General features: G+C 72.0%; 18 protein-coding genes. 14 read left to right on the forward strand and 4 right to left on the reverse strand.

The features are described 5' to 3' along the window. Nucleotides 1-4 precede the first annotated feature (4 nt). From MRBLMG1_RS17550 to MRBLMG1_RS17560, 3 genes are all read left to right on the forward strand, one after another. A complete protein-coding gene (locus MRBLMG1_RS17550; protein ID WP_367824965.1) occupies nt 5-1,000 on the forward strand; it encodes an ABC transporter permease in 996 nt (331 codons plus the stop codon). Next, complete coding sequence (locus MRBLMG1_RS17555; RefSeq protein WP_367824966.1) at nt 997-1,830, forward strand: ATP-binding cassette domain-containing protein; 834 nt, start codon at nt 997-999, stop codon at nt 1,828-1,830. Before MRBLMG1_RS17550 ends, MRBLMG1_RS17555 begins: the two co-directional genes overlap by 4 nt. A 110-nt stretch (nt 1,831-1,940) precedes the next feature. Continuing rightward, nucleotides 1,941-2,984, forward strand: a complete 1,044-nt coding sequence (locus MRBLMG1_RS17560) for a LacI family DNA-binding transcriptional regulator (protein ID WP_367824967.1) — start codon at nt 1,941-1,943, stop codon at nt 2,982-2,984. A 344-nt stretch (nt 2,985-3,328) separates the two neighbouring features. Here the strand turns inward: MRBLMG1_RS17560 and MRBLMG1_RS17565 are convergent, their stop codons facing one another. Then, on the reverse strand, nt 3,329-3,844 hold the full coding sequence (locus MRBLMG1_RS17565; RefSeq protein ID WP_367824968.1) for a gamma carbonic anhydrase family protein: 516 nt from the start codon (nt 3,842-3,844) through the stop codon (nt 3,329-3,331). Between the two features lie 94 nt (nt 3,845-3,938). Next, nucleotides 3,939-4,679: an SCO6745 family protein gene (locus tag MRBLMG1_RS17570; RefSeq protein WP_367824970.1), complete on the reverse strand. Its 741-nt coding sequence runs from the start codon at nt 4,677-4,679 to the stop codon at nt 3,939-3,941. Between the two features lie 79 nt (nt 4,680-4,758). Here MRBLMG1_RS17570 and MRBLMG1_RS17575 point away from each other — a divergent pair, with 79 nt between their 5' ends. The 11 genes from MRBLMG1_RS17575 to MRBLMG1_RS17625 all read left to right on the forward strand — a co-directional run bounded on the left by MRBLMG1_RS17575 (nt 4,759) and on the right by MRBLMG1_RS17625 (nt 16,687). Next, complete coding sequence (locus MRBLMG1_RS17575) at nt 4,759-5,688, forward strand: LysR substrate-binding domain-containing protein (RefSeq protein ID WP_367824971.1); 930 nt, start codon at nt 4,759-4,761, stop codon at nt 5,686-5,688. A gap of 412 nt (nt 5,689-6,100) precedes the next feature. Then, nucleotides 6,101-6,544, forward strand: a complete 444-nt coding sequence (locus MRBLMG1_RS17580) for a hypothetical protein (RefSeq protein WP_367824973.1) — start codon at nt 6,101-6,103, stop codon at nt 6,542-6,544. A gap of 77 nt (nt 6,545-6,621) precedes the next feature. Further along, on the forward strand, nt 6,622-7,533 hold the full coding sequence (locus MRBLMG1_RS17585) for a hypothetical protein (RefSeq protein WP_367824974.1): 912 nt from the start codon (nt 6,622-6,624) through the stop codon (nt 7,531-7,533). 24 nt (nt 7,534-7,557) lie between these two features. Further along, a complete protein-coding gene (locus MRBLMG1_RS17590) occupies nt 7,558-9,138 on the forward strand; it encodes a peptidoglycan-binding protein (RefSeq protein WP_367824975.1) in 1,581 nt (526 codons plus the stop codon). Then, entirely contained in the window at nt 9,135-9,842 is a 708-nt protein-coding gene (locus tag MRBLMG1_RS17595) for an ABC transporter ATP-binding protein (protein ID WP_367824976.1), read from the forward strand. Before MRBLMG1_RS17590 ends, MRBLMG1_RS17595 begins: the two co-directional genes overlap by 4 nt. Beyond that, the gene (locus MRBLMG1_RS17600) at nt 9,836-11,101 is read left to right on the forward strand and encodes an ABC transporter permease (RefSeq protein WP_367824977.1); all 1,266 of its coding nucleotides are present in this window, start codon (nt 9,836-9,838) and stop codon (nt 11,099-11,101) included. The genes MRBLMG1_RS17595 and MRBLMG1_RS17600 overlap by 7 nt, the downstream gene beginning before the upstream one ends. Before the next feature lie 113 nt (nt 11,102-11,214). Then, nucleotides 11,215-11,370, forward strand: coding sequence for a hypothetical protein (locus MRBLMG1_RS17605; RefSeq protein WP_367824978.1), 156 nt, complete (start codon nt 11,215-11,217; stop codon nt 11,368-11,370). A gap of 151 nt (nt 11,371-11,521) precedes the next feature. After that, entirely contained in the window at nt 11,522-12,850 is a 1,329-nt protein-coding gene (locus MRBLMG1_RS17610) for an ATP-grasp domain-containing protein (protein ID WP_367824979.1), read from the forward strand. Further along, the gene (locus MRBLMG1_RS17615; RefSeq protein WP_367824980.1) at nt 12,847-13,974 is read left to right on the forward strand and encodes a GNAT family N-acetyltransferase; all 1,128 of its coding nucleotides are present in this window, start codon (nt 12,847-12,849) and stop codon (nt 13,972-13,974) included. Before MRBLMG1_RS17610 ends, MRBLMG1_RS17615 begins: the two co-directional genes overlap by 4 nt. Next, entirely contained in the window at nt 13,971-15,671 is a 1,701-nt protein-coding gene (locus MRBLMG1_RS17620) for an ABC transporter substrate-binding protein (protein ID WP_367824981.1), read from the forward strand. The genes MRBLMG1_RS17615 and MRBLMG1_RS17620 overlap by 4 nt, the downstream gene beginning before the upstream one ends. Next, nucleotides 15,668-16,687, forward strand: a complete 1,020-nt coding sequence (locus tag MRBLMG1_RS17625) for a GNAT family N-acetyltransferase (RefSeq protein ID WP_367824982.1) — start codon at nt 15,668-15,670, stop codon at nt 16,685-16,687. The genes MRBLMG1_RS17620 and MRBLMG1_RS17625 overlap by 4 nt, the downstream gene beginning before the upstream one ends. Here MRBLMG1_RS17625 and MRBLMG1_RS17630 read toward each other — a convergent pair. Then, nucleotides 16,639-17,616 (reverse strand): EamA family transporter, encoded by a 978-nt coding sequence (locus MRBLMG1_RS17630; protein ID WP_367824983.1) that lies wholly within the window; start codon nt 17,614-17,616, stop codon nt 16,639-16,641. The genes MRBLMG1_RS17625 and MRBLMG1_RS17630 overlap by 49 nt on opposite strands. Beyond that, on the reverse strand, nt 17,613-18,941 hold the full coding sequence (locus MRBLMG1_RS17635) for a serine hydrolase (protein ID WP_367824984.1): 1,329 nt from the start codon (nt 18,939-18,941) through the stop codon (nt 17,613-17,615). The genes MRBLMG1_RS17630 and MRBLMG1_RS17635 overlap by 4 nt, the downstream gene beginning before the upstream one ends. Nucleotides 18,942-18,973 lie beyond the last annotated feature (32 nt).

Consider the following 18,973-nt stretch of genomic DNA (forward strand, 5'->3'; position numbering starts at 1 on the left):
CACCATGACTGCCACAACCGTGCCCTACGACCAGCTGAAAGGACCGACCAAGGTCCGCCGGCTGCTCGCCACACCCACCACAGGCCCGCTCGTCGCCCTGCTGCTGGCGTGCGTCTTCTTCTCCCTGACGACCGAGCAGTTCCTCTCCGGCGGCAACTTCTCGCTGATCGTCCAGCAGGTCATGGTCGTGGGCACGCTGGCCATCGGCCAGACCCTGATCATCCTCACCGCCGGCATCGACCTCTCGTGTGGCGCCGTCATGGCGTTCGGCAGCATCGTCATCGCCAAGGCGGCTGCCGAGGGCGGCCTGCCACCACTCGTCGCGATCGCTCTCGGCCTCGCCGTCTGCGCGGTCTTCGGCCTGGTCAACGGCCTGCTGGTGCAACTGATCCCGCTCCCCCCGTTCATCGTGACCCTCGGCATGCTGAACGTGGCGTTCGCCCTGACCCACATCTACTCGGCCGAGCAGACGATCACCGACCTCCCGGCGCCGTTGACCGCCCTCGGCGAGACGTTCCCCCTGGGCAACACCGACATCACCTACGGCTCGCTCGTGACGATCGCCCTGTTCCTGCTCTTCGCCTACGCGCTGAGCGGCACGTCCTGGGGCCGGCACGTGTACGCGCTCGGCAACAGTCCCGAGGCCGCGCGGCTCAACGGCATCCGCACCTCCCGGCTCACGATCGGCCTCTACACCCTTGCCGGAGTCGTCTATGGGATCGCCGCACTGCTCCTGATCTCCCGCACCGGCGTCGGCGACCCGCAGGCCGGCCAGACCGACAACCTGGACAGCATCACCGCCGTCGTTCTCGGCGGCACCAGCCTCTTCGGCGGCCGGGGCGCCGTCCTCGGCACCTTCATCGGCGTCCTCATCGTCGGCGTGTTCCGCAACGGCCTCCAGCTGATGGGCGTCGCCTCCATCTACCAGACCCTGATCACCGGCGTGCTGGTGATCCTGGCCGTGACCGTCGACCAGATCTCCCGGAGGAAGGCACGATGAGCACTGCCCATGTCACTCCCGTGCTCCAGGCCCGTGGCCTGGTCAAGCGGTACGGCCATGTCACCGCCATCGACGGCGCCGATTTCGACCTGCTGCCCGGCGAGGTCCTCGCCGTCATCGGCGACAACGGCGCCGGGAAGACGAGCCTGATCAAAGCCCTCACTGGTGCTCTTACCCCCGACGAAGGCGAGATCCGGCTGAACGGCGAACCCATCAGGTTCACCGGGCCGCAGAACGCCCGGCAGCACGGTATCGAGACCGTCTACCAGGACCTGGCCGTCGCCGCTTCCATGGACATCGCCTCCAACATGTTCCTCGGGCGCGAACTGCGCAGGCCGGGCTTCCTCGGCAGCGCGTTGCGCATGCTCGACAAGAAGCGCATGCGCCAGGAGGCGGCGGCCCACATGGCCGACCTCAAGATCGGACTGCGGTCCTTGACTCAGCCGGTGGAGACACTCTCGGGCGGTCAGCGCCAGGCCGTGGCGGTCGCGCGATCCGTCGCCTGGGCCAAGAGCGTCGTCGTGATGGACGAGCCCACCGCCGCATTGGGCGTCAAGGAGTCGGGGCAGGTCCTCGACCTGATCCGCCGGGTCCGCGACAAGGGCATGCCCGTCGTCCTGATCAGCCACAACATGCCGCACGTCTTCGAGATCGCCGACCGCATCCACATCCACCGGCTCGGCCGTCGCGAGGCGCTGATCAAGCCGTCCGACCATTCCATGGCGGAGGTCGTCGCGATCATGACGGGGGCGCTCAGGGTGAGCGACGATGGAGGTACGGTCGTTGCCGACGCGGATGCCGCCGAGGCGGCAGGCGTGTCCGCCCACTGAGTTGCCGCAGGGGCAACGGCGCGCAGACCGCAGGGTCGCCGCACAGTCAGGACAGCGGGCCCGGCCCCGGGCAGGGGCCGGGCCCGCCGAACGCACAGGAACGGTGGTACATGCCCGCGAACCGTCGCCCCACGCTGGCCGATGTCGCCAAGGAAGTGGGCGTCAGCGCCAAGACGGTGTCGCGGGTGCTCAACGAGGACGGACCGAGTTCCCCGCAGACCCGCGAGCGCGTGCTCGCCGCAGTCGCGAAACTCGGCTTCCAGCCGAACCTGATGGCCCGTAACATCCGGGTCGGGGGCCCCGACACCACCGTCGGCCTGGTCGTGCCCGACCTCGGCAACCCGTTCTTCGGAACCGTAGCCGGCGGCATCGAGGACCTCGTCCGCAGTCGGGGGCTCACCCTGCTCATGGGCTCGTCGGCCGAAGACCCGGACAGGGAACGGGCGTTGATCCGGACCTTCCTCGCCCGGCGCGTCAGCATGCTGATGGTCGTCCCCGCCTTCGGAGCCGACCACAGCGATCTCAAGGCGCCACGCGCGGCCGGTCTGCCCGTCGTGTTCCTCGACCGGCCGGGAGTCGGACTGTCCGCCGACTGCGTCGTCAGCTCCAACCAGGCCGGCGTCCACGAGGGCATCTCCCACCTCATCGCGCGCGGCCACCGCCGTATCGGCTTCATCGGAGACCTTCCCGCCAAGCTCTACACCCGGCGCGAGCGCCTCGCCGGCTACCGCGAGGCCCTCGCCGCGGCCGGCCTGCCCTACGACCGGACCCTGGTGACCGGCGCCCACAGCCAGGATGAGGCCGCCGCCGAGACCACCGCACTGCTCGGCCTGCCGAACCCGCCCACCGCCCTCTTCGCGGCGAACAACATCATGGCCTTCGGAGTCATCGCCCAGCTCACCCGCGCCGGGCGCAAGGACATCGCCCTGGTCACCTTCGACGACCTCCCGCTCGCCGACGTCCTCGAACCGGCCCTGACCGTCGTGGCCCAGGACCCGGCGGCCATCGGCCGGGCGGCGGCCAGGACCGCCCTCGCCCGCCTCGACGGCGACCGTACCCGCGCCCGGACCATCACGGTCCCCACCCGTTTGGTGGTCCGCGGCTCCAGCGAACTGCTTCCGCGCCCCGCCGGGCAGGTACCGGCAGGGAGCTGAGTACCACCTCCGTGGCACCGCTATCGGGGCACTCTCCGGCAGGGAAGAGGTGCGGGCGTCACCCGGCCCACCGGAACCGGCTACCTCGCGGCACACACGCACCAGTACGGCACCGGCAAGCTCCCCGTCGAACTGGCCGACGGACGCACCTTCACCCTCGACCTGGACGAGCTGCCCCGGCCCGAACCGGAGACCGGCGCACGCTGACGAGCCGGCTTCGGGTGGCGGGGAGCCGAGCGAACCCGACGCGGAGCAGGTGGTGATGGTTCTGTTCGCGGGCATCCGGCAGGTCGATTCCCGCAGCGGCGGTGTGGCGCCGCCGCGCACCGTGCGTATGTGCGGGCTCAGATCTGTTGGTCGTTGCTGTGGCGGCCGAGGGCGTGGCCGAATCGTTCGGAGATGGCCGGCATGAGGCTCTCGCCGTCGGCGGGGCGGTCCAGGCCGAAGACGTAGCCGGGGAAGTCAAGGTCCTTCTGCACCGCCCAGATCCCGTCGTGGTCCTCCGGCGGAAGGATGCGCACCGGGTCGCCGACGGCGACCCAGCCGATCGGCACCGTCGAGTCGGCGGGCAGCACGGTGCGCAGATGCACGATGCCGTTGATCCGCACCTCGGAGCGGGTCCCGATCCGTGCTCCGTTGAAGACGCGGCTGCCGGTGGCCAGGAAGACCTCGTCCTCGACTCGGCAGCCGGTCAGGTAGGAGGCGGGGCCCACGAGGACCTGCCGTCCCAGGACCAGCGGATCCCTTCGGGTACCGCGCAGGACCGCGTTCTCCATCACGATGCTGCCCTCGCCCAGCTCCACCGGCCCGCCCTCGGCGGTGAGCACCGCACCGAACAGCACCCGGCAACCGGCGCTCACGCGCACGTCTCCGCACAGTGTGGCGGTCGGAGCTACATAAGCCGTGGGGTGGACGGTCGGCGAACCACCTTCATGAGTCATGAGCATGGCCACATCATCCCCTGCTCGTCGAACCGGTCAACTCGGCTACAAGCTGGGCGAATTCGGCACGTTGTCGGTCGGTCAGTGCAGCGTACAGCGGCGCCTGCAGCTCGTCGGTGAGCTGCTCGGCGCGCTGCCATCGGGGAGTCAGGTCTGCGGCAGCGGGGAGCGGCTCCTGCCAGCCGTAGTGGGTCGCCTGTGCGACGCCGAGGTTGACGACCATGGCCTCTCGGGCACTCAGCCCGCACAGGCGCACCGCTGCCAGATGGCAGGCGCCGCGGTGTTCCCGCAACACGTGGATGCGCTGCATCGCCGCCCCGACCGGGTCGTCGCCGGGTAGGGGCTGCGCGCGCCAGCCGGCGAACAGAGGCAGTGCGTCGGCGTCGGCGGCGTCGATCAGCTGCTGTGCCAGCCGGTTGAAGTGCTCCACGTCGGCGTCGGTGGGGATAGCGGCGCGCCCCCATGTCCGGACGGCCTGTGCGTAGCAGGCGGCGGCTTCGTCCGGCGGCATCACGGACCGGCCGGCCCGCCAGCCGGCGGTGACCAGCTCGGGGCCGAGGAAGCCCTGTACGGCTTGGACCACGGAAGCGGGCGCCTCGCCGAGCACCCCGAACCGGCCGCGGCAGTAGAAGCCGCGCCCCGGAGCGAACCCGGCGCGCAGGCCGATGGCGGCGGTCGCGTCGTCGGACATGAACTCGTCGCCGAAGTCGTGGATGGGCCGGGAAACCGCGGCGATGCAGTCGAAGATCTCCATGCGCTGAAGGTCGCTCACCTCGACTCGACAGGTCAAGAGGATGATTTCTGAGGGAACCCTTTAGGTAATCTATCGAGTCATGCTGGATATCCGCCGACTGCACATGCTCAAGACCGTCGCCGCCCGCGGCTCCATCACCGCGGCCGCCCAGTCCCTGGCACTGTCCGCCGGTGCCGTGTCCCAGCAGCTGGCCGCACTGCGGCACGACGTGGGGGTCGATCTCCTGCGCCCCGACGGGCGAACCGTCGCGCTCACGGAGGCGGGCCGCGTCCTCCTCGAACACGCCGACCGGATCCTCGCCGCCATGGAGGAAGCCGAGTGCGCCGTCGCGGCGGTCAAGGGCACGGTCGGCGCCACCGCCACGCTCGCCGCGCTGCCGTCGACCGTCGCCAGGATCGTGGCCCCCGCCCTGACCGCGCTGGGTGCCGACCATCCGCAGCTCGCCGTGACCTGTCTCGTCACCGACCAGGCGCAACTGCGGGAACTCACGCTCGGAACCGTCGACGTGGTGCTGGGACAGCGCTACCACCACCTGCCGGAGACCGCACACCGGGGCGTCGAGGTCTCGCCGCTGCTCGACGATCCGCTGCTCGTCGTCACCGCCGCCACCGGACCCGGACCCGGATCCGACGACCGCCCCGTGGCCCTGCGCGAACTGGCCACCCGCAACCTCGTCGTGCCACCGGCCACCACGGACTGCGGACAGGCCATCCTGCATGCCTGCCGCCAGGCCGGCTTCACCCCCACGACGCGCTACGTCACCGCCGACATCGCCGCCCAGCTCGCCCTCGCACGAGCCGGCCTCGCCACCGCGCTCGTCCCGCGGACGGCCATCGACCCGGCCACACCAGGAATCCGCACGGCGCCCGTCGAGGACCACCCGATCCTGCGCCTCCTGTTCGCCGCGACCCGTCACACCGAGGCGACCAGTCCGACGACCGCGGCCGTCATCGCCGCACTGCGCACAGCAGCGCGACAGGATCGCACCACGCACCTCCCGCCGGCCTGAACGTCGTCCTGGAAGGGCGGGAGCCATCCGGAGCTCCGGCATGTCACCGAGGAAGCCCGGATCCACACTCCGTCGGACCGCTACGCAACGTGACCGCGAGCCTTGCGTGAACACGGGGTGGGCTACGCCACCTTCCGGCGCCGTGAGGCGCCTTCCTCGACGACCCGCCCGGAGCGGAGGTCGTGCGGGGGGCTGGTTGATCCGTCGAAGGGCCTTGGTGGATCGACAGAAGATCGACGGGTGGCGGTCAAGATCGTTTCCAATGCGGTGAAGATCGGTTAGCCTTCGAGTCGCATCTGACGTGCACACAACAGGCACGTCGGCGGGGGATGCGATGTGGCGCCGCATTGCGCATATCCCTTGCCATTCGTCCGCCTTTCTTCAGGCGTGGATCGAAAACGAGGGAACACCCATGATTCGACGTACTTCGGCGCTGCTGCTCGCCGCGTCACTGGTCGGTGCGGGAGTCGTCGCGGCCGCGCCCGCGCAGGCGGCCGACTGCACCCCCGACAACGCCTGTCTCTACTCGGACTCCGACTTCGGCGGGTACAAGCGGGACGACTACAGCTCCCGTACCAACTGGGCGAACATCTACTACCCCGGCACCACCAACATTCCGCTCTATGCGGGTGACAACTACATCTTCAATGTCAGCTCCATCGACAACTGGGACACGGACACCAGGATCTCGGTGTACTACAACTCCGCGCACTGGGGCCCCTGCTTCAAGATCGCGGCCTACGGATACGTGTCCAACATGGCCTACATCACGCTCAGCAACGGCAAGCAGGCCAACGACGTGATGAACTCGCACCTCTTCGGCGACAACTGCTCGGGGACTGTGTACAACTTCTGATCGCCGGCCCATGACTGCGTGGGGGCGGAGGCCGATTCCGCCCCCACGCGCACCTTCACTCTCTCCAGGGGATCCTTTTGCGTTACACGCGTCTCGTCATCGCCGCCGGAGTCGGCACGCTGCTGCTCACCGGGTGTGCGGAGGGCGGCCGGGAAGGCGCGAACACGGCTGCCGCCCACGGCGGTTCGGCGGCCCGGGAGGTCGTCACGGAGGCCGACATCGTCCTCCCGGTGTCCGCCTACTTCTTCACCCCCGAGCAGCAGGCGCTGGTGGACACCGCGCACTCCACTCTGGCTTCCGACTGCATGAAGCGGTTCGGGTTCGACTGGCCGGTCACGAAGGCCGAGCCCGTCAAGGTCGTCAGCCGCCGGTACGGCGTGGTCAGCGAGAAGGTCGCTGCCGAACGCGGCTATCACATGATTCCATCGGCGGGCGGCGACGAGCACGCCGAAGGCGCGGTATCGGGCGCGGCCAAGCTTCCGCCCGCGGCGTACATGGTCTACGGCGCCAAGGGTGGCAAAGCGGGCTCGGGCGGAATTTACCAGGGCAAGGACATTCCCGAGGGCGGCTGTATCGGAGAGGCCGGTCGCAAGCTGGGGCTCGACAAGGTGCAGAACCCCGCAAAGGGAAAGATCGGACTGCTCAGCATCGACTTCTCCTCCTACGGGCAGGCCCAGAAGATGCCGGAATTCATCAAGTCGCAGGGCGCGTGGGCGTCCTGCATGAAGAAGGCCGGATACCAGTACACCGGTTTCCTCCAGTCCGCCGAGAAGTTCGCGCTCCAGGGGAATTCCGCGTCGCCACAGGAGAAGGCCGTGGCCAAGGCCGATGTGAAGTGCAAGCAGGAGACGAAGCTCGCCACCGTGCTGCTCCGCCTCGAATCGCAGATCCAGAACGACTACATCGAGCGGAACGCCGCCGGTTTCGCCGAGATCAAGAAGGACCAGGACGCGGTCGTGAAGTCGGCCTACGAGGCATTGGCGAACTGAATGCGGAACGACGAGAAGCCCCCCGTGGCCGCGGTCGAGACGGTCGGCGGCAGCGGTGGTGACGGTATGCGGGTCAGGCGCCGTTGGGTCGTCCTGATCGCGGTGGGCGCGGTCGCGCTCACCGGGGCGGGCTTCGGCGCCTCCCTGCTGATCAAGTCGCCCGCCCAGGCGGCGGCGGACTCCCGGCCGCCCGCACCGTCGGTCATCACCGCGCCGGTCGAGTACCGGACGCTGGCCTCTTCGGTGATCCTCCGCGGCACGGTGGTCGCCGGCCAGAGCGTCGAGATCACCCCGGGCGCCGTGGCGGACGGGGGAAGTCCCACGGTCTCCAAGCTGCCGCTGAAGGCGGGGGACGAGGTGCGTGCGGGTCGACTGCTGGTCGAGATATCCGGCCGTCCGGTGATCGCTCTCCAGGGGGCTGTTCCGCTCTACCGCGATCTGAAGCCCGGCGCTCAGGGCAGTGACGTGGGCCGGCTCCAGGACGCGTTGCAGCGGCTCGGTCATTCCACCTCTCCCGATGTCCGGGGGCGGTTCGGGGAGGGCACGAAGACAGCGGTCACCGCGCTGTACGAAGGGCTCGGGTACGAACCCGTTCCGGTCGGCGGGGCCGAGGGCCCGGCCACTGTGGCCGCGGCCGAAGCACTGGTGACGGCGGCCGAACGGGCCCTGGACGATGCCGAGGACGCCCTGAAGACCGCAGAGGCCGGCTCCGACTCCGACTCCCGCTCCGGCGCCGACTCCCGCTCCGGTTCCGATGGTTCCGGAAGGGGCGCGGGCAAGGCGGCCGATCCGACCGCGGGGGCGGCCGGTTCGCCTGCGGGAACGGTCGGCTCGACCACCGGAACGGACGGCGATGGCCGAGATCGGGCGGTCATGCGCAAGGCTGTCGTGCGTGCGCGGGAGGACCTGGCCACCGCGCGCGAAGGGCTCGTCGCCGCGCGGGCGGCTGCGGGACCGATGGTCCCGTCCGGTGAGGTCGCGTTCCTGGAGAGCTTCCCGGCACGGGTGCAGGATCTTCCCGTCCGCCTGGGCGCGCGGGTGCAGGGAACCGTGATGACCGTCGCCGCGGGCCCCCTGGTGGTGCACGGCTATGTGCCTGACCATCAGAAGGGCCTGATCGGGGCGGGTCAGAAGGCGGAGATCCTCTCCGAGCTCGACGGCGCGACCGCCCAGGCTTCCGTGCGGTCCATCGCCACTACCCGTACGACGCCGCGTCCCGCCGGCGACGGGCAGGACGGGCAGGACGGACAGCCGGCCGGCGGGCAGGCGGAGGGCGACGGCTATCTGATGATTCTGGCGCCGGGCCGGCCGTTGGAGGCCGCGTGGACCGGGCAGAACGTCCGTCTGACCGTCCTGGCCGCCACGACCGGCGGCAAGGTCCTGGTCGTCCCGGTCACAGCGGTGTCGGCCGGCGCCGACGGCTCCACCGCGGTCACCGTCCTCGAGGACGACGGCAGGCAGCGCCGGGTCCGGGTGAAGCCCGGCACCACCGGCGACGGCAACGTCGAGGTCGTCCCCCTGGACGGCGGCGCCCTCGGCGAAGGCGACCGCGTGGTGACCGGCGTCCGAGCCGACGCCGCTGCTGTGCAGGGAGGAATCGGATGACCGAGTCTCCGTCCGGGCCGCCCGTCATCGAGTTCCGGCAGGTCGGCCTCACCTATCCGGGCCCGCCGCCCGTGGAGGCGTTCCGCCCCAGCGATCTCACCGTTGACCGGGGCGAGTTCATCACCGTCGTCGGCCCCTCCGGATCGGGCAAGTCCACCTTCCTGAACATCGCCGGACTCCTCGACACCCCCACCGCGGGCAGCTTCCTTCTCGACGGCATCGACACCGGCCGCCTCAAGGACACCGAGCGCACCACACTGCGCGGTCGCCGCATCGGGTTCGTCTTCCAGGCCTTCCACCTGATGCCGCACCGCAGCGCCCGCGAGAACGTCGAACTCGCCATGGTCTACGGCGGCGCCCCGCGCCGCGAACGCCCCCTGCGGGCCCGCGAGGCACTCGACCGCGTCGGCCTCGGCCACCGCACCGACGCACTGCCCACCCGCATGTCCGGCGGCGAACGCCAACGCGTGGCCATCGCCCGCGCCCTGGTCGCCCGCCCCTCGCTGCTCCTGTGCGACGAGCCGACGGGAAACCTCGACACCGGCAACGCCGACGCGGTGCTCGGCCTCCTTGAGGCCCTCAACGCCGAAGGCATCACCATCGTCCTCATCACCCACGACCCGGCCGTGGCCGCCCGCGGCCGACGGACGGTCACCATCCGCGACGGCATCCTGAGCGAGAACGACCGGGCACGCGCATGCTGACCCGCACCGCCACGGCACCGCACGCCGCCCTCCCGCCCGGAACCGGGCACTCCACCTTCGCGGCGCGCGACCTGCTGACCGAGGCCCTGGTCGGGATGCTGCAACGGCCCGCCCGCTCCGCGCTCACCATGCTCGGCACCGTCCTGGGCGTCGGCGCGTTCGTCGCCGTACTCGGCCTCACCGCCACCGCCTCCTCGCAGATCGACGCCCGCTTCAACGTGCTCTCCGCGACCGAGGTGACCCTCCAGGACATCGCCCGCGAACACGACGAGTTCGCCGACCCGGCCTTCCCCGACGACGCCACCGACCGCGTCGAGCGGCTCAACGGCGTGCGCCACGCCGGCGTCCTGTGGACCGTGCAACCCCGGCACGGCGCCGCCGAACTCTCCGTCACCGCCGCCCCCGTCGGCGACACCCGAGGGGGAGAAGCCCTCGACGTGGTGGCCGCCGCACCCGGCGCCCTGCGCGCCGCCGAACCCCGCATCTCCCAAGGCAGGCTGTACGACGACTTCCACGCCGACACCCGCCAACACGTCACCGTCATCAGCTCCGGCATCGCCGCACGCCTGGGCATCACCACCCTGGAGACCAGACCCGCGATCCTCATCGGCGGACAGCCCTTCACCGTCACCGGCATCATCGAAGACACCCAACGCCAACCCGACATCCTCCTCTCCGTCCTCGTACCGCCCACCACCGCGACCGAACTCTGGGGACGCCCCGCCCAAGGCGCCAGAATGCTCATCGCCACCGACCTCGGCGCCGCCCGTCAAGTAGCCGGGGAGGCCCCCACCGCCCTGCGCCCCGACCACCCCGAGTACGTGAAGGCGATTCCGCCGCCCGACCCCAAGGGCCTACGGACCTCGGTGACCTCCGACCTCGAACAGCTCTTTCTCCTCCTCGCCGCGGTATGCCTGGTCATCGGAGCCATCGGCATCGCCAACACCACCCTGGTAGCCGTCCTGGAACGCACCGGCGAAATCGGCCTACGCCGCGCCCTCGGAGCGCAGAAGCGCCACGTCACCGCCCAATTCCTCGCGGAGTCGGGCACGTTGGGCGCGCTCGGCGGACTCATCGGCACGGCGCTCGGCACACTGGCCGTCCTGGCGGTCGCGCTCCTCAGGGACTGGACCCCGGTCATGCACCCCCTGATCCTCGCCACCGCCCCCCTCATCGGTCTCGCGACCGGGGTCGTGGCCGGGATCTACCCCGCCCGCCGCGCATCCTCCGTACAACCCGCCGAAGCCCTTCGCGGCTGATCCGCACTGCCGGCCGAAGCCTTTCGCGGTCGCCCCGCCCGGTCCGGCGATTGCCCTTCCGCGGCTGACCCGCCCCGCCCGGCGGAGTCCCGGGCGCGCCGGTGGGCTTGCACATGCAGCAGGCGGCCCGGGTCTCCGACCAGTGCGCCTTCTTCCTCGCGGAGCAGGCGACACCGGGCGTGATCGTCGAACACGGCCCCACGGAGGCGATGTTCTCCAGCCCCCGTGACACCCGCACCGCCGACTACGTGGAGGGCCGCTTCGGCTGAGCGGCGCCGCGCCGCTTCCTATGCGCCTTGCCCGCCCCCTATGCACTCCTCCGCCGCATCCGTGACCCCCGGCGCACCGGCGCGGTCCACTGAGTCCAGTCGAGCGACTGCAGCTCGGACGACTGCACTGCGGAATCACGGAGGCGGTTCGATGACCACACCCCTGGCCGACTATGCGAAGTTCGCGGGCAAGCGCATCGCGATCGTCGAGCACATGCAGAACCACCCCTTCGTCCTGGGACTGCACCAGGCGAGGGAGCACGGTCTGGAGGTGTGGCTGCTCACCGGGGACCGGAACTGGTACACCCACGGCCACGACTGGGACACCCACCCGCTGGGCGCGGCCGTCGACCGGGTGATCGACGTCGACACCACCGACCTCGACGCCGTACTCGCCGTCGTCACCGGCGACGACGGCCACCCCCTCGTCGACGGCCTCACCTCGTTCTCCGACTACCACACGGTCCTCGCGGCGCAGGCGGCCCGGCGGCTCGGCCTGCCCGGCCCCGACCCCGCCGCGGTGGAGACCGCCAACGTGAAGGACCGGCTGCGGGTCGCGCTCGGGGACGTGCCGTACAACATCCCGCACATGCTGGTCGCCGACCGGGACCGGCTCCCCGAGGCGGCCCGGCGGCTCGGTTTCCCGATGATCGCCAAGCCGCCCGCCGAGGCCATCAGCTACGGCGTCCGCCGGGTCGACGACATGGCGCAGCTCACCGAGGCCTTCGAGGAGCTGTCCGCGGTGCGGGAGAGCCTGCGCGGCCAGCCGCGCTCCGGCGAGGTGCTCCTGGAGACCTACGTCGAGGGCGTCGAGGTCAGCGTCGAGACGATGACCGTGGACGGCCGCACCCACGTCTTCGGCGTCACCTCCAAGGACCTGTTCGGCGACCCGGCGTACATCGAGTGCGGGCACACCTTCCCGGTGCCGCTGCCCGACGAGGAACGCGACGCGCTGTACTCCGTCGTCATCAGGACCCTGGAGGCCATCGGCTACGACCACGGGCCCTGCCACACCGAGGTGCGGCGCACCGAGTCCGGCTGGCGCGTCATCGAGGCCAACCCGCGCACCCCGTCGAGCTGCATGACCATGCTGGTCACCGACGTCACCGGGCGCAGCCCCATCCTGGACGCCTGGCTCCTCACGATCGGCGAGGTCCCGCCGATCGAACCCGTCGTCCACAACGGCGGGGCCGCCGTGCGGATGATCTACCCCCAGCGGCGCGGCACCCTCGTGCGCGTCGACGGCGTCGAGGCCGCCTCCGCGGTCCCCGGCGTGCAGGTGCTGCTGCACGTGGAGAAGGGCGACCACCTGCTCCAGCGCATGGACAACTCCTCCTGCGTCGGCTTCACCTACTGCGCGGGCCCCGACCGCCTGGAGGCCCAGGCCCTCGCCGACAAGGCCGCCGGCTACCTCGACTTCGTGGTCGAGGAGGACGGGCCCGACGGGGCGGCCGGCCCGGCCGGAGCCGAGCGCCCGTGAGCGGCGACGCGCCGGTGGCGGGACCGGCCGCGGTGGAGCACGTGCCGGGCGCGGCCGCCCTGGAGGGGGCGGGCTGGGCCGACCTGGCCGGTCCCGAGGACTTCTTCCAGACCCCGCGCTGGCTCGCGGTGCAGGAGCGCAACGCGGGCACCACCATGGACTTCCTGGTACGCCGCAGGGCCGGCCGGCCCGTGGCGGCCCTGGTGACCGCCTGGGCCGACGACACGGTGCCCTGGCTCCTCGCGCGCCCCGACGCGATGCTGGAGCGGGCCGTAAGGGAGGAGGACCCCGAGGCGCTGGAACGGCTCCGCGACACGGCGGACCAGGACCCGGCGTCCCTGCTGCCGTCCCTCGTGTGCGGCGGCCGCCATCTGGGCCGCACCCGGCCGCTGATGGGCGCCGACGCCCGGCCGGAGGACATGGCGGCCCTGGTCGCGGAGGCCGAGGAGCTGGCGCTGGAGCGGGGCGCGGCCACCGTCTGCTTCCCGCACGTCGACGAGCGGGACACCGGCCTGATGGACCTCCTCGACCGGCGCGGCTACCGCTCCCACCCGTCGGCGCACTACGCGTGGCTGCCCGTCCCCCCGGGCGGCTGGGACCAGTTCCTCGCGGAGATGACCCCGCACCGGCGGCGCCGCGTCCGGCTGGAGCGCCGGGCCCTCGACGAGGCGAAGATCGACGTCCGCATCGAGCCGATCACCCCCGAACTGGCGCCCCGGCTCGGCGAACTCGACTGCAACCTGCTGCGCAAGTACGGCAACCCGGCCACCCCCGAGTACTCGGCGGGCCTGATCCGCTGGATCGGCGAGGTCATGGGCGACGACGCGATGGTCTCCGTCGCCCGCAAGGACGGCGTGCCCATCGGCTTCGGCATGGTGCTGCGCAACCGGGCCCGCGGCGGCGAGGAGTGGTTCGGCCACCGCGCCGGCTTCGACTACGAGGCCCAGGGCAAACTGCCCCTCTACTACGACGTCCTGTACTACCGCGTCCTGGAGGCCGCGGCGGAACAGGGCGTGTCCGTCCTGCACGCCGGCATCGGCAGCGTGGAGGCCAAACTCGCCCGGGGCTGCCTCGCCGCCCGGGAGCACTCCTTCCTCCTCCGGCTCGAAAGGACACCGCGATGAGCGTCCCCGCACGCGCCGGAGCCGGCTGGGACACCGGCGTCGGAGCCCTGGTCAACCCCTCGGACCGGCGGGGCGGAACCCTCCGGCTCGCCTCCTCCGCCGACGTCGACTCGCTCGACCCGGCCCGCACCTACTACGTGTGGGTGTGGCTGCTCCAGCGGATGCTCAACCGCACCCTCATGGCCTACCCGACCGACCCGGGGCCCGCCGGGCTCGTCCCCGTCCCCGACCTCGCCGAGGGCCCGGGGCAGGTCGGCGACGGCGGCCGCACCTGGACGTACCGGCTGCGCCCCGGCCTGCGCTACGACGACGGCACCCCGATCACCGCCGGCGACGTGCGCCACGCCGTGCAGCGGATCTTCGCCCAGGACGTGCTGCCCGGCGGCCCCACCTATCTGATCCCGCTCCTCGACGACCCGGACCGGCCCTACCCCGGGCCGTACCGCACGGACCGGCCGCTGGCGTCCGTCCAGCTCCCCGACGACCGCACGATCGTCTTCCGGCTGAGCCGGCCCTTCTCCGACTTCGACCACCTGATGGCCCAGCCGTGCACCGCACCGGTGCCGCCGGCCGCCGACACCGGCGCCGACTACGGAACGGACCCGCGCTCCAGCGGCCCGTACCGCGTCGCCGAGCACCGGCCCGGGAAGCACCTGTGGCTGGAGCGCAACCCGTACTGGGACCGGGACACGGATCCGCTGCGGCCCGCGCTGCCGGACCGGGTGGAGCTGGCCATCGGCCTGGACGTCGACGAACTCGACGCCCGGCTGATCGCCGGCGAGTTCGACATCAACCTGGAGGGCCGCGGGCTCCAGCACGCGGCCCAGGGCCGGGTGACGGCCGACGACGTGCTGCGCTCGCACATCGACAACCCCCGGACGAGCTTCCTGCACTTCGTCGCCGTCCAGCCGCACATCCCGCCCTTCGGCGACGTCCACGCCCGCCGGGCCGTGCACTACGCCGCGGACAAGATCCTCCTCCAGGAGGCCCGCGGCGGCCCCGTCACCGGCGGCGACCTGACCACCGCCCTGTTCCCGCCGCGGCTGCCCGCGCACCAGGACCTCGACCCGTACCCCACCGGTCCCGACCTGCGCGGCGACCTGGCGGCGGCCCGGGCCGAACTGGCGGCGGCCGGGCTCCCGGACGGCTTCGAGGCGGTGATCGGCACCCAGCGCGGCAAGTTCCGGCTGGTCGCCGACGCGCTCGCCGAGTCGGTGGCCCGCGTCGGCATCCGGCTCACCGTCAAGGAACTCGACGTGGCCACGTACTTCAGCCTCGGGGCCGGGCATCCCGGCACCGTACGCCGGCACGGTCTCGGCCTCATCGTCACCGACTGGGGGGCCGACTTCCCCACCGAGTACGGCTTCCTCGCCCCGCTCGTGGACGGCCGACAGATCCGCCGCAACGGCGGGAACTGGAACCTCCCCGAACTCGACGACCCCGTGATCAACGGCCTGATCGACGAGACCCTCCACAGCACCGATCCCGACGAACGCGTTTCGCGCTGGCGGGCCGTGGAACGACGGGTGATGGAACACGCCGTGCTCCTGCCCCTCGTGCACGACAAGACCCTGCACTTCCGCAACCCCTGGGTCACCAACGTCTACGTCCACCCGGCCTTCGGCCTCTACGACGTCCAGGCGATGGGACTCGCCACGGACGCGCCGTCCGCACCGACCCGGAAGGACCCCGCATGAACGACGCCCCCCGCGACCTGGAGTTCGTACCGCTCGAAGCGGACGACGACGAGACAGTGGGGCAGTGGCTCGACCTCATGGCCGTGGCGACCGCCGCCGGCCCGCGTTCCGCACCCCCGTGCAACGTCGACCTGGTCGGGTCGCTGAGGTTCGCCCCGCCCGCCACCGTCCTCGACGACTGGGTGGTGCGCGACGCCGGCCGGGTGGTCGGCTCGCTGCGGCTCGCGCTGCCCGACGGGGCGGCGTCCGCGCGGGTCGACCAGCTGCTCGTCCACCCCGGGCTGCGCCGCGGCGGCATAGGCCGGGCGCTGCACGACCACGCGCTGTCCCTGGCCCACAAGCACGGACGGAGCTCGCTCACCGCGACCGTCGTCGAGAGCCTGCCCGCCGGCCCGCCGCAGGACCCGGCGCCCGCCGCCTTCGCGGCGGCGATGGGCGCCCGCCGGGCCGGGACCCCGGCGGGCGTGCACCAGTGGCTCGACCTGGACCGGCACGATCCGCTGGCCGGCGGGGTGCCCGCCACGCCCGCCGGGTACTCCCTCGTCACCTGGGGCACCGTCACCCCCGACGAGTACGCCGTACCCGTCTCGCGGCTCGAACTGTCCCTGGGCGACGCGCCCGCGGACCCGGCCCAGGAGGACGTCCGCGCCAGCTACGCCCGGCAGTTCGAGACCATGCGGGTCGGCCGGGGCCGGCGGGCCCACCACACCGGGGTGGTCCACCGGGCGACCGGCACCCTCGCCGGCTACACCAGCGTGTCCAAGACCACCGGCAACCCCTCGTACGCCCTCCAGGGCATGACGGTGGTACACCGCGACCACCGCGGCCACCGCCTCGGCCTGCTCCTCAAACTGGCCAACCTGGCGTCCGTCCTGCGGAACGAACCCGGGGTGCGGCTGATCGAGACGGCGAACGCCGAGGACAACCACCCGGTGATCGCGCTCAACGAGGCCATGGGCTTCGAGCCCTACGACCGCTGGGTGTTCTGGACCCGCGACGTCGGTTCGTCGGACTGATCCGGCCCTGCCGGGGCCGGCGGCCCCGGCAGACCGCGGCCCGTCCCGCCCGCCGCTCCGGCGGGCGTCCGGCCCCGCGTGGTGCCCACCAGCACACCGACGACGACCGTGGCGCTGGACACCGCCGACCAGGCGGTGAGGCGCTCGTCGAGGAAGACCCACGCCACCGCGACGGCGACGACCGGCACCAGCATCGAGAACGGTGCGACCGTCCCCGCCTCGTACCGCTTGAGCAGGGTCGTCCAGATGCCGGAGCCGACGACCGTGCCCGCCAGCGACGTGTACAGCAGCGCCACCAGACCGGCCGCCCCCGCGGGGCCGAACGACTCGCCGAGCGCCCGCCAGCCCGTGGCCGGGCCCTCCAGGAGCGCGGAGAGGGCGAGCAGCGGCACCGGCGGCACGACGGACATCCACAGCGCGAAGCGCAGCGGATGGTCCGGCCGGGCCTGCCGGCTCGCGACGTTGCCCATCGCCCAGCCCAGTGCCGCGAGCAGCGTCAGCAGCAGCGGCAACAGCGCGGCGCCCCGGGCCCGTTCCACCGCTATCGCCGTCATGCCGAGCACGGCCAGCGCGATCCCCACCAGCTGCCGCCGGCTGATCCGCTCCCCGAACAGCAGGCCGAGCAGCATGGTGAACGGCGCCGACGCCTGCACCACCACCGACGCCTGCCCGGACGGCATGCCGAGGTCGATGGCGAGGAAGAGCAGCGCGAACTGCACGACGCCGAAGCCCAGCCCGTAGATCACCAGCCAACGGGCCGCCACCTTGGGGCGCGGCACGAACAGCACCACGGGCACGGCCAGCACGAGGAACCGCATCGCGGAGAGGAACACCGGCGGGAAGTGGTCGAGCCCGATCCGCACGGCCAGGAAGTTCAGCCCCCACAGCACGGCGACGAGCACGGCGAGCAGCCGGTCCCTGACGCTCACCGGGCGGGGCTTCCGGCGGAGGGACGCGGTCCTTCGGGGCCCGCCGCGAGCAGCCCGGACTCGATGATCCGGCGGCCGACCCCGCGCAGGAACACCCCGTCGCCGATGGGCTTCTGCTCGGCCGCCGCCTGCCGCAGCACCAGTGCCCAGGCAGCACCCGAGGGGTCCTGGACCAGCCAGCAGAACGTCATCACGCCCGGGCTCGAACCCGCCTTGAAGTAGACCCGGGACCACCGCTCCCGGTCGACGGGCACCCCCGGGTAGGCGGTGAGGATCTCCTCCACGACGCCGGTGGAGTCCCGCTCGCTGTCCTGCCGCAGCCCGTCGAGGACCCGCAGCACGTCGTGGGCGTCCATGTGCCAGTCCAGCCCCAGCTGGTGCACGGTCTCGCCGAGATCGCCGATGCGCACCGTGATCGGCCCGGCGACCTCGTCGAGCAGCGCCCGGCGCCCCGCCTCGTCCCGCCGCGTCCACTCCGCGCGCCGCTCCGGATCGCCCCAGCCCAGTTCGAAGACCTCGTGACTGGTCAGGAACGGGCGCATCAGGGACGGGTCGTGGTGCCCGGCCGGGCCCAGGGCCCGCTCCACCGCGTCCCGGCCGAGCAGGTCCATCACCAGGTCGGCGGCCGTGTTGTCACTGAGCACGATCATCTTGTGCGCCGTCTCGCGCACCGACACCCGCGTCCCGTCCGCCAGTTCCTGCATGTCGCCGGTGGGCAGGCTGCGCAGCTCCGGCGTCAGCGTGACCTCGTCGTCCCAGCCCACCCGGCCCTCGTCGATCGCCGCGAGGAGCGCCCGCAGCACGAACAGCTTGTACACCGACCCGGTGGGCATCGGCCGGCCGGCGGCCGACTCGTGCAGGACGACCGGGCCCCCGGGGTCGAGCCGCGCGGCGAGCACGGAGTGCTCCACACCGGGGGTGCGCAGCAGGTCCTCCACGTCGTCCCAGGAGCCGACCTCCGGGATCACCGTCTCGGGCTGGAAGGTGAGGAGGCGCAGCAGACCGCTGGAGTCCAGGGTCAGCGACAGGAGGTGCCGCGTCCCGCCCCCGCCCAGCGCCACCCAGCCCTTGTGGGCCACCGGCTCGTACGCCTCGATCGTGAACGGTCCCTTCTCCCGCCACTCCCGGAGCCGCTGGGTGAAGCCCCCGCCGAGCCCGAACGGGAAGGAGGGCACGAAGCGCCCGGTGAGGGCGTCCTCGGTGGCGAGACCGGGTGCCGTGAGCAGCTCCACGGCCCAGCGGGCCGCCGCGCCCATGGGCGAGTCGTCGGCGGCGAGCACCGCCTCGGCGGCGGACGGGACGGAACCGGCAGCGTCGTTCATCATCGCTCCTTGTCGGCCGCTGTGCGGGGGACGGA

Source organism: Streptomyces sp. LMG1-1-1.1 (genome assembly GCF_040815545.1).
Classification (GTDB): domain Bacteria; phylum Actinomycetota; class Actinomycetes; order Streptomycetales; family Streptomycetaceae; genus Streptomyces.